This window comes from Serratia sp. 1D1416 (genome assembly GCF_003641105.1).
GTDB lineage: Bacteria > Pseudomonadota > Gammaproteobacteria > Enterobacterales > Enterobacteriaceae > Serratia > Serratia ficaria.
The window spans coordinates 2,400,484-2,417,792 of sequence record NZ_CP032738.1 but is presented as its reverse complement, the minus strand read 5'-3'; the positions used below and the strand labels follow the sequence as shown (position 1 = coordinate 2,417,792).

Sequence of the window (17,309 nt, the reverse complement as noted above, 5' to 3'; positions counted from 1 at the left end):
GCGGGCTTAGCTCTCGGACTTCAGCAGTTGATCGATAGCGTCAACCACATCCTGCACGGTGCGTACCGATTTGAACATTTCCGGCTTGATCTTCTTGCCGGTCACTTTCTGCAGATGCACCACCAGATCCACCGCATCGATGCTGTCGAGCTCCAACTCTTCGTACAGGCGAGAGTCCGGCTTGATGTCTTCGGCGTTCAGTTCAAACAGTTTGACCAACAGCGCCTGAATCTGCTGGAAGATTTCTTGCTTATCCATGAAAGATCCTCAGTTGCCACGCTGTGCCGAAACAAACTTCGCCAGCGTTTCCACGGAATAAAAGTGTTGGCGCATGTCTTCGCTTTCGGCCGACAGCACCACGCCATAACGGTTTTTTAATGCCAGGCCCAGCTCCAGCGCATCGATGGAGTCCAGCCCCAGCCCTTCACCAAACAGCGGCGCTTCGGCGTCAATCTCCTCCGGCGTCATACCTTCAAGATTGAGCGTATCAATGATCAATTGCTTGATTTCGGTGCTCAATAAATTCATTCCACTATTTCTCATTATTTATAAGATCTGACTGTAAGGCGTCAGTTAAATGCTGGGTTAATCTTCTTGCCGCAAGGGCGGGAGAAACGTCATCCGCATGGATGAATGCGCGGGTGTCGATCTTATCCTGAACAGTTATCTGAAACTGCGGTTTTATCGCCGGGATATTATACCATTTGCCCTGCTTCGTCAGCATGGGCGGCTGACAGCGAATATGCACCACGCGGATCTCGCACTGGCTTCGCAGCGCAATATTCGCCGCGCCCCGTTGCAAAGACAGCGGCTTGCCGGGCGTGGTGCGCGTGCCTTCAGGAAAGACCAGCAGGGTGCCGCCGGCCGCCAGCCGCTGCTGACACTGCTCCAGCAAACGATCCGACTGTGCGTTGGCCAGATAGCCCGCCGCCTTGATCACCCCACTGACAAACGGGTTGCTCAACAGAGCCTCCTTGACGATGCAATCGCAGCGCGGCATGCGCGATGCCAGCAGCACATAGTCCAACAGGCTGGGATGATTGGCGATCACCAGACAGCCGCGATCCTGATTAAAACGTTCTGCATGGTCGAAACGGTAATCCAGCACGCCGAAAAAGCGCGTCGTCGCCAGGAAAAAGCGGAAGCTGTGGCGAATGGAATTTTGCGTGAGCTGGCTGCGGCGCGCCGGATCCCGTACCGCCAGACGCATCAGGGTAAACCACACGCCTGACAACAACAGCCCGCCGATGCCGAACAGCGCAAAACAAAAACCGGTGGCGACCACCCGCCAGGCCCGGTTGAACCAGGAGGAGCGCGACGGGGGCATCGCATTCATCCGCGTTCCCACCGCCAACTCTGGCGCAGCCCCGGCACCCGAAAGCAGGCTTCCCGGCTTAGCCAGCCGCGTAAAAACGACAGGCTTTGCGGCTGAGCAAGCGGCGCCGGCTCGGCGGGCTCCGGGCGACAACGCAGTTGGTCCCCGCCTTCAAGCAACAGCGCCACGGCATAGGGAAAACGACTTTCCGGCGCAAAGGGCTGATACGCCCCGGGCAGCACGCCATCAAAGTCGACCAGCAACACCCGTTCAGCACCGCCGGCCAGCACCGCCTGCGCCTCGATCATTCCCTGCTGGAAACTGTCTTCACCGGCGGCGATTGAGGTGGTCGGCAAGGTGTTTTGGGCGATAATGGTCAGCCAGCCCGCCGCCGTATTATGGACTGACATGGCGAAATCGGTGGGAGACAGCGCCTGCTGCTGCTGAAGGTGGCCCAGAATTTTGTGCGTGCGATCCAGCTCGCCGTGACGACTGGTAAAAATCGCCATATCCGCCGGCCGCTCCGCCAGCAAATGCAAACCGCTCTCTACCGCCAGGCGCGTTCCTGCGCTCATACGGCGCAGCGACATCATTGGAATATGCCTGCAGGCAGGCAACCCCCCTGAGACCGGTCAGCGTTTTCAGTCTCTATAGCCCATTGGCGCCACGCATCACGCGTTCCACGATCGGGAGCCATCGCCCACCAACTGAGTATATTCATGCCGCCCGCCATTGATGCCATCATCGACCTAAAAAATTCCGTGCGTAAATTTATTATATTTAACCGCAGAATGCATGCTCAAAATTCCTATTTTTGCTCGGAATATTCACTCGAATGATTAAATTTGGTTATATCCAGAGGGCAGGACGTTTCCATCGGATAAAAATTATCATGCTGAAAAGCAGCAATATTTGTCGATAAAGCGCAACTGGAGTATCTTTGACCGCCTGAGGCCGGGAGCGATACCTGGCTTCAGGCTAATATATTTCTTATTACCTTTTACTCATGGAGAAGAGGATGAAACCCGTTAAGTTTATTTTGGCCGGCGTCATCGCCGCAGCGGCGCTCAGCGGCTGCGCCGGGACCGCCCCGGTGCAAAACGTCAGTCAAAGCGTGGTCGGTGCCCATACTTCACAGCAGGTGCGCCAGGCCATTCTCTATGCCGGCCTGAACCGCGGTTGGATCATGAACCAAACGGCCGAAGGGGTGATCGACGGCAAGATCCTGTTGCGTGGCCACACCGCCGAGATACGGATCACCTACAACCCAAATAGTTATCAAATTAATTATGTCGGCAGCAGCAATATGGATGCCAAAAACGGCAAAATCCACTCGAACTATAACCGCTGGGTGGCGAATTTGAATAAGGATATACAGCTAGAACTGGCGCGGCAGAATATCAGCTAACCAAGAACCGGCCATATTACCCGGCACAGATAATGATGCCGGGTATATTATTCTGTTTATTGCGGTTAATTTTGGATAATGATTTATGAAAGGCGTTATTAAACATATAAAAAATTCAACACCATTGAATTTTACATATGAAAAAGCCCTGAGTCAGAGACTCAGGGCTTATCAATTAAGTGGCGGAACGGACGGGGCTCGAACCCGCGACCCCCTGCGTGACAGGCAGGTATTCTAACCAACTGAACTACCGCTCCACCGATTCTTTTACGTCGCACCTTTCGATGCCGGCAAAACCGCCTCGGCGATTTCGCTCATTACCAGGTGTCAGGCTGATAACGTTTATTTGATGCCTGGCAGTGTCCTACTCTCGCATGGGGAGACCCCACACTACCATCGGCGCTACGGCGTTTCACTTCTGAGTTCGGCATGGGGTCAGGTGGGACCACCGCGCTATTGCCGCCAGGCAAATTCTGTTTCATTCTTGGCCGTTACTCGCGTAACCACCAGAACCAATCTAAGAACTTCGCTGAAAATTATTCGTCTCTCTAAAACACCTTCGGTGTTGTAAGGTTAAGCCTCACGGATCATTAGTACTGGTTAGCTCAATGCATCGCTGCACTTACACACCCAGCCTATCAACGTCTTAGTCTTAAACGTTCCTTCAGGGGCCTTAAAGGCCCAGGGAAGACTCATCTCGAGGCAAGTTTCGCGCTTAGATGCTTTCAGCGCTTATCTTTTCCGCACTTAGCTACCGGGCAGTGCCATTGGCATGACAACCCGAACACCAGTGGTGCGTTCACTCCGGTCCTCTCGTACTAGGAGCAACCCCTCTCAATCTTCCAACGCCCACGGCAGATAGGGACCGAACTGTCTCACGACGTTCTAAACCCAGCTCGCGTACCACTTTAAATGGCGAACAGCCATACCCTTGGGACCTACTTCAGCCCCAGGATGTGATGAGCCGACATCGAGGTGCCAAACACCGCCGTCGATATGAACTCTTGGGCGGTATCAGCCTGTTATCCCCGGAGTACCTTTTATCCGTTGAGCGATGGCCCTTCCATTCAGAACCACCGGATCACTAAGACCTACTTTCGTACCTGCTCGAGCCGTCACTCTCGCAGTCAAGCTAGCTTATGCCTTTGCACTAACCTCACGATGTCCGACCGTGATTAGCTAACCTTCGTGCTCCTCCGTTACTCTTTGGGAGGAGACCGCCCCAGTCAAACTACCCACCAGACACTGTCCTCACCCCAGATTATGGGGCCGAGTTAGAACATCAAACATTAAAGGGTGGTATTTCAAGGTTGGCTCCACGCAGACTGGCGTCCACGCTTCAAAGCCTCCCACCTATCCTACACATCAAGGCTCAATGTTCAGTGTCAAGCTATAGTAAAGGTTCACGGGGTCTTTCCGTCTTGCCGCGGGTACACTGCATCTTCACAGCGAGTTCAATTTCACTGAGTCTCGGGTGGAGACAGCCTGGCCATCATTACGCCATTCGTGCAGGTCGGAACTTACCCGACAAGGAATTTCGCTACCTTAGGACCGTTATAGTTACGGCCGCCGTTTACTGGGGCTTCGATCAAGAGCTTCGCCTTGCGGCTGACCCCATCAATTAACCTTCCAGCACCGGGCAGGCGTCACACCGTATACGTCCACTTTCGTGTTTGCACAGTGCTGTGTTTTTATTAAACAGTTGCAGCCAGCTGGTATCTGCGACTGGCTTCAGCTCCATCCGCAAGGGACTTCACCTACGCGCCAGCGTGCCTTCTCCCGAAGTTACGGCACCATTTTGCCTAGTTCCTTCACCCGAGTTCTCTCAAGCGCCTTGGTATTCTCTACCTGACCACCTGTGTCGGTTTGGGGTACGATTCTGTGTTACCTGATGCTTAGAGGCTTTTCCTGGAAGCTTGGCATCAACTACTTCTGCACCGTAGTGCATCGTCATCACGCCTCAGGGTTGACAGCGTTCCGGATTTACCAGGAACACCCCCCTACACGCTTAAACCGGGACAACCGTCGCCCGGCTAGCCTAGCCTTCTCCGTCCCCCCTTCGCAGTAACACCGAGTACAGGAATATTAACCTGTTTCCCATCGACTACGCTTTTCAGCCTCGCCTTAGGGGTCGACTCACCCTGCCCCGATTAACGTTGGACAGGAACCCTTGGTCTTCCGGCGAGCGGGCTTTTCACCCGCTTTATCGTTACTTATGTCAGCATTCGCACTTCTGATACCTCCAGCAACCCTCACAGGCCACCTTCAACGGCTTACAGAACGCTCCCCTACCCAACAACGCCTAAGCGTCGCTGCCGCAGCTTCGGTGCATGGTTTAGCCCCGTTACATCTTCCGCGCAGGCCGACTCGACCAGTGAGCTATTACGCTTTCTTTAAATGATGGCTGCTTCTAAGCCAACATCCTGGCTGTCTATGCCTTCCCACATCGTTTCCCACTTAACCATGACTTTGGGACCTTAGCTGGCGGTCTGGGTTGTTTCCCTCTTCACGACGGACGTTAGCACCCGCCGTGTGTCTCCCGTGATAACATTCTTCGGTATTCGGAGTTTGCATCGGTTTGGTAAGCCGGGATGGCCCCCTAGCCGAAACAGTGCTCTACCCCCGAAGATGAGTTCACGAGGCGCTACCTAAATAGCTTTCGGGGAGAACCAGCTATCTCCCGGTTTGATTGGCCTTTCACCCCCAGCCACAAGTCATCCGCTAATTTTTCAACATTAGTCGGTTCGGTCCTCCAGTTAGTGTTACCCAACCTTCAACCTGCCCATGGCTAGATCACCGGGTTTCGGGTCTATACCTTGCAACTAGTCGCCCAGTTAAGACTCGGTTTCCCTACGGCTCCCCTATACGGTTAACCTTGCTACAAAATATAAGTCGCTGACCCATTATACAAAAGGTACGCAGTCACACCACGAAGGTGCTCCCACTGCTTGTACGTACACGGTTTCAGGTTCTATTTCACTCCCCTCGCCGGGGTTCTTTTCGCCTTTCCCTCACGGTACTGGTTCACTATCGGTCAGTCAGGAGTATTTAGCCTTGGAGGATGGTCCCCCCATATTCAGACAGGATGTCACGTGTCCCGCCCTACTCATCGAACTCACAGTCAATGCATTTTAGTGTACGGGGCTATCACCCTTTACTGCGCGACTTTCCAGACGCTTCCACTAACGCAAGAACTGATTCAGGTTCTGGGCTGCTCCCCGTTCGCTCGCCGCTACTGGGGGAATCTCGGTTGATTTCTTTTCCTCGGGGTACTTAGATGTTTCAGTTCCCCCGGTTCGCCTCGTTAAGCTATGTATTCACTTAACGATAGTGCAACGAATTGCACTGGGTTTCCCCATTCGGGTATCGCCGGTTATAACGGTTCATATCACCTTACCGACGCTTTTCGCAGATTAGCACGCCCTTCATCGCCTCTGACTGCCTAGGCATCCACCGTGTACGCTTAGTCACTTAACCTCACAACCCGAAGGCGTCTTTTATAAATAATCGACACTTCGCATTGCAAACATTTGAGAGACTCTATGACGGGTTACTCCTCATCCCGATATTTCTACGGAGGGACAAGTTTCAGCCGTCATGTTTCAATTTTCAGCTTGTTCCAGATTGTTAAAGAGCAATATCTTAAACACGACTCGCAAGAGTCATCTTTAAGATTTTTTGGTCACGCATGACCGGTGATAATGTCTTTCACTCATTATCGGAATGGCGTCCCCAAGGGGATTCGAACCCCTGTTACAGCCGTGAAAGGGCAGTGTCCTAGGCCTCTAGACGATGGGGACACAAAATCCGATTAAACCAGGGTTTAACCGTTTCTCGTATCAGCATGAGTCAGAGACTCATTACATCAACAGGTAGCGCTTTGCTCGTTACTTTCTATCAGACAATCTGTGTGAGCACTTCACGCGAATCGATATCATTAGGTAAGGAGGTGATCCAACCGCAGGTTCCCCTACGGTTACCTTGTTACGACTTCACCCCAGTCATGAATCACAAAGTGGTAAGCGCCCTCCCGAAGGTTAAGCTACCTACTTCTTTTGCAACCCACTCCCATGGTGTGACGGGCGGTGTGTACAAGGCCCGGGAACGTATTCACCGTAGCATTCTGATCTACGATTACTAGCGATTCCGACTTCATGGAGTCGAGTTGCAGACTCCAATCCGGACTACGACGTACTTTATGAGGTCCGCTTGCTCTCGCGAGTTCGCTTCTCTTTGTATACGCCATTGTAGCACGTGTGTAGCCCTACTCGTAAGGGCCATGATGACTTGACGTCATCCCCACCTTCCTCCGGTTTATCACCGGCAGTCTCCTTTGAGTTCCCGACCGAATCGCTGGCAACAAAGGATAAGGGTTGCGCTCGTTGCGGGACTTAACCCAACATTTCACAACACGAGCTGACGACAGCCATGCAGCACCTGTCTCAGAGTTCCCGAAGGCACCAATCCATCTCTGGAAAGTTCTCTGGATGTCAAGAGTAGGTAAGGTTCTTCGCGTTGCATCGAATTAAACCACATGCTCCACCGCTTGTGCGGGCCCCCGTCAATTCATTTGAGTTTTAACCTTGCGGCCGTACTCCCCAGGCGGTCGATTTAACGCGTTAGCTCCGGAAGCCACGCCTCAAGGGCACAACCTCCAAATCGACATCGTTTACAGCGTGGACTACCAGGGTATCTAATCCTGTTTGCTCCCCACGCTTTCGCACCTGAGCGTCAGTCTTCGTCCAGGGGGCCGCCTTCGCCACCGGTATTCCTCCAGATCTCTACGCATTTCACCGCTACACCTGGAATTCTACCCCCCTCTACGAGACTCTAGCTTGCCAGTTTCAAATGCAGTTCCCACGTTAAGCGCGGGGATTTCACATCTGACTTAACAAACCGCCTGCGTGCGCTTTACGCCCAGTAATTCCGATTAACGCTTGCACCCTCCGTATTACCGCGGCTGCTGGCACGGAGTTAGCCGGTGCTTCTTCTGCGAGTAACGTCAATGCGATGCCGTATTAAGACATCGCCCTTCCTCCTCGCTGAAAGTGCTTTACAACCCGAAGGCCTTCTTCACACACGCGGCATGGCTGCATCAGGCTTGCGCCCATTGTGCAATATTCCCCACTGCTGCCTCCCGTAGGAGTCTGGACCGTGTCTCAGTTCCAGTGTGGCTGGTCATCCTCTCAGACCAGCTAGGGATCGTCGCCTAGGTGAGCCATTACCCCACCTACTAGCTAATCCCATCTGGGCACATCTGATGGCGTGAGGCCCGAAGGTCCCCCACTTTGGTCCGTAGACGTTATGCGGTATTAGCTACCGTTTCCAGTAGTTATCCCCCTCCATCAGGCAGTTTCCCAGACATTACTCACCCGTCCGCCGCTCGTCACCCAGAGAGCAAGCTCTCTTGTGCTACCGCTCGACTTGCATGTGTTAGGCCTGCCGCCAGCGTTCAATCTGAGCCATGATCAAACTCTTCAATTAAAAGCTTGATTTGCTTCAACTCGTGAAGCGATGCTCAAAGGTTACTGCTTCAAAAATTGCTTTTTTACAAGCTAGTCACTCTTCAAGACTTGATATTTTTTCGTACCCGAAGGTACTGGATATCGTCTTGTGGAGTGCCCACACAGATTGTCTGATAAATTGTTAAAGAGCGTTGGTTACTGAGAGATAACTCTCGGTAACGCGGGAGGTGCATATTACGCTTTCCCGCTGAAGAGTCAAGCTTTTTTCTTATTAAGAAACGGCGTTTTCACCGGCTTGCTTCTTCCTGGCTGGGCGACTGGTTCTCGTTAGAGGAGTCGTTGTTCCCGGTCAGTGGAGGCGCATTATAGGGAGTTCTCAGAACGCCGCAACCCCTAAATGCAAAAAACTTTTCAAGCGTTCAAATAATCGCCAACGACGTCATTTTAGGATGTTTATTAGCCAGAAAAACGGCTTTTAGGCGCGGTTAGAGCAGCAAACCCGGTAAAGCCTACAGAATAGAGATAAAGAAAAGGGAGCGGTTGCCCGCTCCCTTTTATCTTTATTACTCTTAATCGCCGTTACTGACGGGCAACGATGTGCTCGCCTTCCACGTCCAGCGTCACCGGCAACCCCGGGACCAGCTTGCCGGAAAGGATTTCCTGCGCCAGCGGGTTTTCGATCTCCTGCTGGATGGCGCGTTTCAACGGGCGCGCACCATAGACTGGGTCGAAACCGGTTTTACCCAACAGTTCCAGCGCCGGCTCGGTCATGGTGACTTCGTAACCGCGCTCTTCCAGACGTTTATACAGACGCGCCAGCTGAATCTTGGCGATCTCGGCAATGTGTTTCTGGCCGAGTGGGTGGAACACCACCACTTCATCTATACGGTTGATGAATTCCGGACGGAAGTGATGGCTCACCATTTCCATGACGGATTCTTTCATCTGCGCGTAGTTCATCTGACCGAAGTGCTCCTGGATCAGATCGGAGCCCAGGTTCGAGGTCATGATCACCACGGTATTGCGGAAGTCGACGGTGCGGCCCTGGCCATCGGTCAGGCGCCCGTCATCCAATACCTGCAGCAGAATGTTGAACACGTCCGGGTGCGCCTTCTCCACTTCATCCAGCAGGATCACCGAATAAGGTCTGCGGCGCACCGCTTCGGTCAGGTAACCGCCCTCTTCATAACCGACATAGCCTGGGGGGGCGCCCACCAGCCGCGATACCGAGTGTTTTTCCATAAACTCGGACATGTCGATACGCACCATGGCGTCGTCGCTGTCGAACAGGAACGAAGCCAACGCCTTGCAAAGCTCGGTTTTCCCCACCCCCGTCGGGCCGAGGAACAGGAACGAACCGATCGGCCGGTTAGGATCGGACAGCCCGGCACGGCTGCGGCGAATCGCATTGGATACCGCACTGACCGCTTCATCCTGGCCAATGACCCGCGAATGCAGCTCTTGCTCCAAGCGCAGCAGCTTATCGCGCTCGCCCTCCAGCATTCTGGCTACCGGAATACCGGTGGCGCGCGCCAGCACTTCGGCGATCTCCGCATCGGTGACCCGGTTGCGCAGCAGCTTCATGGTTTTGCCTTCGGCCTGGGTAGCGGCTTCGAGCTGTTTCTCCAGCTCGGGGATCTTGCCGTATTGCAGCTCGGACATCCGCCCCAGGTCGCCGGTACGGCGGGCCTGCTCCAGAGTTATCTTGGCCTGCTCGAGTTCGGCCTTGATATTTTGAGTGCCGGAGAGCGAGGCCTTTTCGGCTTTCCACTCTTCTTCCAGCTCTGAGTATTCGCGCTCTTTCTGCTCCAGCTCGCTGCTGAGCATTTCCAGACGTTTCTTGCTGGCGTCATCAGACTCTTTATTCAGCGCCTGCTGTTCCAGCTTCAGCTGAATGATGCGGCGTTCCAGGCGATCGAGCGATTCCGGTTTGGAATCCATCTGCATGCGAATGCTCGACGCCGCCTCATCGATCAGGTCGATGGCCTTGTCCGGCAGTTGGCGATCGGAAATATAACGGTGCGACAGGGTCGCCGCCGCCACGATGGCCGGATCGGTGATCTGCACATGGTGGTGCAGCTCATAGCGCTCTTTCAGGCCGCGCAGAATGGCGATGGTGTCTTCAACGGTCGGCTCCGCCACAAACACTTTCTGGAAACGACGTTCGAGCGCCGCATCCTTCTCTATATATTGGCGATATTCATCCAGCGTGGTGGCGCCGACGCAGTGCAGCTCCCCGCGCGCCAGCGCGGGTTTCAGCATGTTGCCGGCGTCCATGGCGCCGTCGGCCTTGCCCGCGCCAACCATGGTGTGCAGTTCGTCGATGAACAGGATCACGCTGCCTTCCTGTTTCGCCAGGTCACTCAGCACGCCTTTCAGACGTTCTTCAAATTCACCGCGATATTTGGCCCCGGCGATCAGCGCGCCCATATCCAGAGACAATACGCGCTTGTGCTTCAGCCCTTCCGGCACTTCGCCATTAATGATGCGCTGCGCCAGGCCTTCGACGATGGCGGTTTTACCCACGCCAGGTTCGCCGATCAGCACCGGGTTGTTTTTGGTACGACGTTGCAGCACCTGAATGGTGCGGCGGATTTCTTCGTCACGGCCGATAACCGGATCGAGTTTGCCCTGCTCGGCGCGCTCGGTCAGATCGATAGTGTACTTTTTCAATGCCTGACGCTGATCTTCAGCCCCTTGATCTTCCACGCTGTCACCGCCCCTCATTTGTTCAATGGCTTTGCTGATCTTGTCGGCTGTCGCGCCGGCCGCTTTCAACAGGTCGGTCAGCGAACCGCGATCTTCAAGCACCGCGAGGACGAACAGCTCGGAAGAAATGAATTTGTCCGCGCGTTTCTGCGCCAGCTTGTCGCACAGGTTCAGTACGCGCACCAGCTCGTGAGACGGTTGAACGTCGCCACCGGTGCCCTCGACCTGAGGTAAACGGGACAATGCCTGTTCGATTTCGGTGCGCACGCGCCCGGCGTCGATACCGGCGGAAGTTAACAGTGGGCGAACCGTGCCCCCTTCCTGATTGAGCAGGGCGCTCATCAGATGTAACGGTTCAATAAACTGGTTGTCGTGCCCAAGGGCTAGGGATTGGGCATCGGCGAGGGCAAGCTGGAATTTGTTGGTAAGACGATCCAGACGCATAACACCTCCAAGATGGGTCGAAATTGCTACTGGAGATTAAATGAGGTCATCCCTCAAATTTTCAAGGTTATCTCGACTCTATATTTTCGGTACTGCAATCATGCGTCGTTGGATCGTCCTAATTCAATAGGTTATATCAGCCAGATTAAACTTGCCAGACGTCCGGTTATTCCATCGCGTCGATAGGAGAAAAAATGACTCGTTTCGCTTAGCGTACAGCGGTCGCCACCGTAAACGGCGTTAACGCCGGCGCGCTGCAACCGCTGGCGGGCCAATAAATAGATATCCGCCAGGAATTTATCGCCGCCGCGCGGGGTAAACGCGGCGGCGGCGGCGGTGTCCGCCTCGATAAAGGCGGCGCGCACTTCCGGCCCGACCTCAAACTGCCGGGGACCGATCGCCGGGCCCAGCCAGGCGCTGATACTGCCGGGCTCAGCGGCGAACGCCGCCAGAGTTTGCTCCAGCACGCCATGGCACAGCCCACGCCAACCGGCGTGCGCGGCAGCCACCTCATCGCCGTTTTCGGAACAGAACAGCACCGGCAAACAATCCGCCGTCATCACGGCGCACACCTGCCCCGGCACATTGCTGTATACCGCGTCCGCCCGCAGGTCGACGGGCGTTTGCCCCTCCAGCCGCAGTACACGGGTGCCATGCACCTGCTCCAGCCAGACCGGCATCTGCGGCAGGCCTGCGCCGGCCACCAGCCGCTCGCGGTTGCGCGCCACCGCCTGCGCCTCGTCCCCCACGTGGGTGCCGAGGTTGAGCGAATCGTAAGGCGGCAGGCTAACGCCGCCGCCGCGGGTGGTGCTGCAGGCGTTAACGCCCGCAGGCAACGGCCAGTCGGGCAGAATGAGCGACGTCATTACCAATCCATCTGATCTTTGAACTCTTCGGTATCGACCTTCAGCGCGTTGATCAGATCGACCATATCCTGCGGCAGCGGCGCATGCCACTCCATCTGGATGCCGCTGATCGGATGGTATAAACGCAGCATGGTGGCGTGCAGCGCCTGGCGGTCGAAGCCGCGCAGCGTGTTGATAAAGGCTTCCGAGGCGCCTTTTGGCGGACGCGGACGGCCGCCGTACAGCGGGTCGCCCACCAGCGGATGGCTGATATAAGACATATGCACGCGGATCTGGTGCGTACGGCCGGTTTCCAAACGCAGGCGCAGGCGGGTATGGGCGCGGAAGTGTTCCATGATGCGGTAGTGAGTCACCGCCGGTTTGCCCATCGGGTGAACCGCCATGTGGGTACGCTTGGTGGAATGGCGCGAAATAGGCTCGTCGACGGTACCGCCGGCGGTCATGGTGCCAATCGCCACCGCTTCGTATTCGCGCGTGATTTCACGCGCCTGCAGCGCTTCCACCAGCCGGGTTTGCGCCGGTACGGTTTTCGCCACCACCATCAGACCGGTGGTGTCTTTGTCCAGACGGTGCACGATGCCGGCGCGCGGCACATCGGCGATTTCCGGGTAGTGGTGCAGCAGCGCGTTCAGCACCGTGCCGTCCGGGTTGCCGGCGCCAGGGTGAACCACCAGGCCGCGCGGCTTGTTGATCACCAGAATGTCGCTGTCTTCGTAGACGATATTCAGCTCAATGTCTTGCGGTTCCCAACGGGCGTCTTCTTCTATCTGTGCATCAATGGCGACCGTCTCTCCCCCCAGCACCTTCTCTTTCGGCTTGTTTGTCGTTTTGCCATTGACCTGCACCCGATCGTCCAGGATCCACTCTTTTATGCGAGATCGTGAATAATCAGGGAACAATTCGGCCAAAGCCTGATCTAAACGTTGTCCGAGTTGAGATTCGGCCACCGTTGCGGTGAGTTGTACTTGTTGTGCCATATGCAGCTTCTTCGTTAACGTTGGGTTTTCACGGCGATGCCGTTTAATATAATGTGCTATTGTACCTGGTCTTTGTCGGGAGCTTAACGGACAGTCTCCCGGAATAACACCCTGAGGATAATCAAAACGTCATGACGCGTATGAAATATCTGGTGGCGGCAGCCACGTTGAGCCTGGCGCTGGCAGGTTGCTCCACATCCAAGGATGCGGTTCCCGACAACCCACCTTCGGAAATCTATGCTACTGCCCAGCAAAAACTGCAGGACGGTAACTTTAAGGGCGCGATTACGCAACTCGAAGCGTTAGATAACCGCTATCCTTTCGGGCCGTACTCTCAGCAGGTCCAGCTGGACCTGATTTACGCCTACTATAAATCTGCCGATTTACCGCTGGCTCAGGCCTCTATCGATCGCTTCATGCGTCTGAACCCGACGCACCCGAACATCGATTACGTGATGTACATGCGTGGGCTGACCGATATGGCGCTGGATGACAGTGCGTTGCAGGGCTTCTTCGGGGTCGACCGTTCAGACCGCGATCCACAGCACGCCCGCGCTGCGTTCCGCGACTTCAGCCAGCTGATTCAGCAGTATCCGAACAGCCAGTACGTAACCGACGCCAACAAGCGTCTGGTGTATCTGAAAGACCGCCTGGCCAAGTATGAGCTTTCGGTGGTGGAATACTACACTAAACGCGGTGCTTACGTCGCGGTCGTTAATCGCGCCGAACAGATGTTGCGCGAATATCCGGATACCAAGGCGACGCGCGACGCGCTGCCGCTGATGGAAAACGCCTACAAGCAGCTGCAGTTGAGCGGTCAGGCCGATAAAGTGGCCAAAGTGATCGCCGCCAACCCGCAGTAATCTGGCTGGCAACGGCAGGAAAACCAAACGGCAGCCGAGGCTGCCGTTTTCATTGGCGATGACGCTGCGTTGCACTGGACAAATACATAAGCAAAAACACGTTGTTAGCAACACTGCAACGCCGGTCATCCTATCGATAATGCGCCATCCGGCGACAAGACTCAAGCCCTAGATGACCGATTCAGATGCTGAATCACAGATTGAACTAACTTTGCAAAAAGTGACAAAAAAACGTGATTTTCATCACGCATTTAAGCAAAAAGCGGGGTATGCTGGATTCACCAAGACGGAAAGACAGAGAGGTAAGTTATATGACATTGAACATTACCAGCAAACAAATGGATATCACTCCCGCAATCCGTAGTCACGTCGAAGACCGTCTCACCAAACTGGATAAATGGCAGGCTCAGCTAATCAACCCGCATATCGTTTTATCCAAAGAACCTAAAGGGTTTGTGGCCGACGCCACCATCACCACACCTAACGGCCCGCTGGTCGCCAGCGCCAAACATGACGACATGTATACCGCCGTTAACGAACTGATCGCCAAGCTGGAGCGTCAGTTGAACAAGGTGCAGCACAAGGGCGAAGCGCGCCGCGCCGCCGCCAGCGTGAAAGACATCGTTCCGGAAGTGGAGCCGGAAGAGGAATAACCGTTTAACGGCTGTTTCGCATCAAACGCGCCTGAGGGCGCGTTTTTTGTCTGGTTTTCTGTTGACGAGCCAAAGGCCAGCGGTTACTTTAAAACCTGTTCGCACCGACTCTGGATGAAACATGACACGCACACCGTTCTTCTTCGCATTCTTTTTTACCTTCCCCTGATTGGGAGGCGTTTCGTCGTGTGATAAAGAATGCGAAGACGAACAGCAAAGCCTCCTGGAAACAGGGGGCTTTTTTTATGGCTATTTTACAACGTATAAGAACAGAAGGCGGAAGCTGATTATGACTGACAACCCGTTACTGGTGCTGCGCGAGCGCATCAGCGCCCTGGACCTGAAGCTGCTGGCCCTGCTGGCGGAGCGCCGTGAGCTGGCGGTGGAAGTGGGCAAGACCAAGCTGCACTCTCACCGGCCGATCCGCGATAAAGAGCGCGAACGCGACCTGCTGGATGCGCTGATCGCCGCCGCCAAACCCTACGATCTCGACGGCTTCTACGTCACCCGCCTGTTCCAGCTGATCATCGAAGACTCGGTGCTGACCCAACAGGCGTTGTTGCAGCATCAGTTAAACCCCGTCAGCCAACACTCGGCCCGCATCGCCTTCCTCGGGCCAAAAGGCTCCTATTCGCACCTGGCGGCGCGCCAATACGCCGCTCGCCACTTCGATCAGCTGATTGAGTGCGGCTGCCAGAAGTTTCAGGATATCTTCGCCCAGGTGGAAACCGGCCAGGCGGATTACGCTATCCTGCCGATCGAAAACACCAGTTCGGGGTCGATTAACGACGTCTACGATTTGCTGCAGCACACCAGCCTGTCGATCGTCGGCGAACTGACCAACCCTATCGACCACTGCGTACTGGTGGCCGGCGACAGCACCCTGGAGCAGATCGAAACCGTTTACAGCCACCCGCAACCCTTCCAGCAATGCAGTCAGTTCATCAACCGTTTCCCGCATTGGAAAATCGTCTACACCGAAAGTACCGCCGACGCGATGGAGAAAATCGCCAAGCTGAATTCACCGAAGGTGGCGGCCCTGGGCAGCGAAGCCGGCGGCGCGCTGTACGGCCTGCAGGTGCTGGAGCATAACCTGGCCAATCAGCAACAGAACATCACCCGCTTTATCGTGCTGGCGCGCAAGGCGATTGAGGTTTCCGAACAGGTCCCGGCCAAAACCACGCTGATCATGGCCACCGGCCAGCAGTCTGGCGCATTGGTCGAAGCGCTGCTGGTGCTGCGCGACAACGGCATCATCATGACCAAGCTGGAGTCGCGCCCAATCAACGGCAATCCGTGGGAAGAGATGTTTTATATCGATGTGCAGGCCAACCTGCGTTCTGAGTCGATGCAAAAAGCGCTGCGGGACTTGGCGCCGATCACCCGTTCGCTGAAGGTGCTGGGCTGCTACCCGAGCGACACCGTGGTACCGGTCAACCCGTCCTGAATGCCATGAATAAGGGTTCGGCATGCCGAACCCTGTTGTCTTACTGCCGGCTGTCGTTGGCCTGCCGCAACAGCGTGCGGCTCTCCACCAGGAAGCGCTGGGCGTAGTCGCCGAACCAGTGCTCCACTTTCTGGAAGCTCTCGATAAACGCCTGTTTATCGCCGTGCTCCAGCAGCTGTATCGCTTCGCCGAAACGCTGGTAGTAGCGTTTGATCAGCGCGATATTTTCTTCGGAAGACATGATGATGTCGGCGTACAGCTGCGGATCCTGCGCAAACAGCCGGCCGACCATCGCCAGCTCCAGTCGATAGATAGGTGAAGACAGCGCCAGCAGCTGTTCCAGCTGAACGTTCTCCTCCGCCAGATGCAGGCCGTAGGCAAAGGTCGCGAAATGGCGCAGCGCCTGAATAAAGGCCATATTCTGGTCGTGCTCCACCGCGCTGATGCGGTGCAGGCGCGCGCCCCAAACCTGCAGCTGCTCCAGCAGCCACTGATAGGCTTCCGGCTGGCGCCCATCGCAATAGACCACCACCTGCTTGGCCACGCTGCCCACGTCCGGGCCGAACATCGGGTGCAAACCGACCACCGGGCCGCCGTGCGCCGCCAACATCGCATTCAGCGGGCGGTTTTTTACCGACGCCAGATCGACCAGGATACAGTCGTCCGGCAGCGGCGGCAGGCGGCTAATCACCTGCTCGGTCACGTGGATCGGCACGCTGACGATCACCATGCCGGCATCCGCCAGCAAGCGTTCCGCCTGCGGCCAGTCTTCCCGATCCAATACCCTGACCTGATAGCCCGACAGCGTCAGCAGGCGGTTGAACAACCGCCCCATTTGCCCGTCGCCGCCGATAATGACGATGGGGCGCAGTTCAGGATTCAGGGTTTTAAAGCCTTTGTCGTTCTCACTGACGTAAGACTCGCGCATCACGCGGCGCAACACGTCTTCGATCAGATCCGGCGGCACGCCAAGGTTTTCCGCCTCTTTACGGCGTGAGGCCAGCATCGCCGCCTCGCGTTCCGGCACATAAACCGGCAGTCCGTGGCGGCTTTTCACCTCACCCACTTCCGCCACCAGATGCAGGCGTTTCGCCAGCAGATCCAGCAGCGCCTTGTCTACCTCGTCGATTTGATCGCGCAACGCGGTCAGTTCAGCCACCAT

General features: G+C 55.6%; 12 protein-coding genes, 2 tRNA genes, 3 rRNA genes, 1 pseudogene and 1 other annotated feature. Of the genes and pseudogenes, 5 read left to right on the top strand and 13 right to left on the bottom strand.

Annotation, left to right across the window (positions count from 1 at the left end; all coding sequences use genetic code 11):
* Window positions 1-6: 6 nt before the first annotated feature.
* From D7I37_RS11410 to D7I37_RS11395, 4 genes and pseudogenes are all read right to left on the bottom strand, one after another.
* Window positions 7-258, bottom strand: a complete 252-nt coding sequence (locus D7I37_RS11410) for an acyl carrier protein (RefSeq protein WP_061795995.1) — start codon at window positions 256-258, stop codon at window positions 7-9.
* A gap of 9 nt (window positions 259-267) precedes the next feature.
* Window positions 268-528, bottom strand: coding sequence for a phosphopantetheine-binding protein (locus D7I37_RS11405; RefSeq protein WP_061795993.1), 261 nt, complete (start codon window positions 526-528; stop codon window positions 268-270).
* A gap of 4 nt (window positions 529-532) precedes the next feature.
* Window positions 533-1,336: a 1-acyl-sn-glycerol-3-phosphate acyltransferase gene (locus D7I37_RS11400; protein ID WP_129543689.1), complete on the bottom strand. Its 804-nt coding sequence runs from the start codon at window positions 1,334-1,336 to the stop codon at window positions 533-535.
* A pseudogene (locus D7I37_RS11395) lies at window positions 1,333-2,048 on the bottom strand (beta-ketoacyl synthase chain length factor). The gene D7I37_RS11400 and the pseudogene D7I37_RS11395 overlap by 4 nt, the downstream one beginning before the upstream one ends.
* A 285-nt stretch (window positions 2,049-2,333) precedes the next feature.
* Here D7I37_RS11395 and D7I37_RS11390 point away from each other — a divergent pair.
* The gene (locus tag D7I37_RS11390; RefSeq protein ID WP_129543688.1) at window positions 2,334-2,723 is read left to right on the top strand and encodes a hypothetical protein; all 390 of its coding nucleotides are present in this window, start codon (window positions 2,334-2,336) and stop codon (window positions 2,721-2,723) included.
* Between the two features lie 180 nt (window positions 2,724-2,903).
* On the opposite strand, the gene D7I37_RS11385 is transcribed toward D7I37_RS11390, so the two are convergent.
* The 8 genes from D7I37_RS11385 to rluD form a co-directional block, all read right to left on the bottom strand.
* Window positions 2,904-2,980: transfer RNA gene (locus tag D7I37_RS11385), tRNA-Asp, on the bottom strand.
* A gap of 94 nt (window positions 2,981-3,074) precedes the next feature.
* Window positions 3,075-3,190, bottom strand: a 5S ribosomal RNA gene (gene rrf / locus D7I37_RS11380).
* A 102-nt stretch (window positions 3,191-3,292) separates the two neighbouring features.
* Window positions 3,293-6,200, bottom strand: a 23S ribosomal RNA gene (locus tag D7I37_RS11375).
* A 247-nt stretch (window positions 6,201-6,447) separates the two neighbouring features.
* A tRNA-Glu gene (locus D7I37_RS11370) sits at window positions 6,448-6,523 on the bottom strand.
* Window positions 6,524-6,665: 142 nt separating this feature from the next.
* Window positions 6,666-8,207: ribosomal RNA gene (locus tag D7I37_RS11365) — 16S ribosomal RNA — on the bottom strand.
* Together the 16S, 23S and 5S rRNA genes with 2 tRNA genes alongside form the textbook arrangement of a ribosomal RNA operon.
* Window positions 8,208-8,767: 560 nt before the next feature.
* Entirely contained in the window at window positions 8,768-11,341 is a 2,574-nt protein-coding gene (gene clpB / locus D7I37_RS11360; RefSeq protein WP_061795071.1) for an ATP-dependent chaperone ClpB, read from the bottom strand.
* Window positions 11,342-11,472: 131 nt separating this feature from the next.
* Window positions 11,473-12,207, bottom strand: a complete 735-nt coding sequence (gene yfiH, locus D7I37_RS11355) for a purine nucleoside phosphorylase YfiH (protein WP_061795070.1) — start codon at window positions 12,205-12,207, stop codon at window positions 11,473-11,475.
* Window positions 12,207-13,184: a 23S rRNA pseudouridine(1911/1915/1917) synthase RluD gene (rluD, locus tag D7I37_RS11350; RefSeq protein WP_061795069.1), complete on the bottom strand. Its 978-nt coding sequence runs from the start codon at window positions 13,182-13,184 to the stop codon at window positions 12,207-12,209. The genes yfiH and rluD overlap by 1 nt, the downstream gene beginning before the upstream one ends.
* Before the next feature lie 131 nt (window positions 13,185-13,315).
* Between rluD and bamD the strand changes: the two genes are divergently transcribed.
* The 4 genes from bamD (at window position 13,316) to pheA (ending at window position 16,147) form a co-directional block, all read left to right on the top strand.
* A complete protein-coding gene (bamD, locus tag D7I37_RS11340) occupies window positions 13,316-14,047 on the top strand; it encodes an outer membrane protein assembly factor BamD (RefSeq protein WP_061795068.1) in 732 nt (243 codons plus the stop codon).
* Window positions 14,048-14,358: 311 nt separating this feature from the next.
* Window positions 14,359-14,700, top strand: a complete 342-nt coding sequence (gene raiA, locus D7I37_RS11335; protein WP_061795067.1) for a ribosome-associated translation inhibitor RaiA — start codon at window positions 14,359-14,361, stop codon at window positions 14,698-14,700.
* Between the two features lie 120 nt (window positions 14,701-14,820).
* Window positions 14,821-14,947, top strand: a sequence feature (Phe leader region).
* Complete coding sequence (gene pheL / locus D7I37_RS11330; RefSeq protein WP_103946649.1) at window positions 14,822-14,869, top strand: pheA operon leader peptide PheL; 48 nt, start codon at window positions 14,822-14,824, stop codon at window positions 14,867-14,869. (Overlaps the previous feature by 48 nt.)
* A 42-nt stretch (window positions 14,948-14,989) precedes the next feature.
* Window positions 14,990-16,147: a bifunctional chorismate mutase/prephenate dehydratase gene (gene pheA, locus D7I37_RS11325; RefSeq protein WP_061795066.1), complete on the top strand. Its 1,158-nt coding sequence runs from the start codon at window positions 14,990-14,992 to the stop codon at window positions 16,145-16,147.
* Window positions 16,148-16,187: 40 nt separating this feature from the next.
* On the opposite strand, the gene tyrA is transcribed toward pheA, so the two are convergent.
* A complete protein-coding gene (tyrA, locus tag D7I37_RS11320) occupies window positions 16,188-17,309 on the bottom strand; it encodes a bifunctional chorismate mutase/prephenate dehydrogenase (RefSeq protein ID WP_095095824.1) in 1,122 nt (373 codons plus the stop codon).

Coding starts and splice junctions, on each gene's coding strand:
- D7I37_RS11410 (WP_061795995.1), bottom strand. CDS start 258: ATGGATAAGCAAGAAATCTTCCAGCAGATTCAGGCGCTGTTGGTCAAA.
- D7I37_RS11405 (WP_061795993.1), bottom strand. CDS start 528: ATGAATTTATTGAGCACCGAAATCAAGCAATTGATCATTGATACGCTC.
- D7I37_RS11400 (WP_129543689.1), bottom strand. CDS start 1,336: ATGAATGCGATGCCCCCGTCGCGCTCCTCCTGGTTCAACCGGGCCTGG.
- D7I37_RS11390 (WP_129543688.1), top strand. CDS start 2,334: ATGAAACCCGTTAAGTTTATTTTGGCCGGCGTCATCGCCGCAGCGGCG.
- clpB (WP_061795071.1), bottom strand. CDS start 11,341: ATGCGTCTGGATCGTCTTACCAACAAATTCCAGCTTGCCCTCGCCGAT.
- yfiH (WP_061795070.1), bottom strand. CDS start 12,207: ATGACGTCGCTCATTCTGCCCGACTGGCCGTTGCCTGCGGGCGTTAAC.
- rluD (WP_061795069.1), bottom strand. CDS start 13,184: ATGGCACAACAAGTACAACTCACCGCAACGGTGGCCGAATCTCAACTC.
- bamD (WP_061795068.1), top strand. CDS start 13,316: ATGACGCGTATGAAATATCTGGTGGCGGCAGCCACGTTGAGCCTGGCG.
- raiA (WP_061795067.1), top strand. CDS start 14,359: ATGACATTGAACATTACCAGCAAACAAATGGATATCACTCCCGCAATC.
- pheA (WP_061795066.1), top strand. CDS start 14,990: ATGACTGACAACCCGTTACTGGTGCTGCGCGAGCGCATCAGCGCCCTG.
- tyrA (WP_095095824.1), bottom strand. CDS start 17,309: ATGGTGGCTGAACTGACCGCGTTGCGCGATCAAATCGACGAGGTAGAC.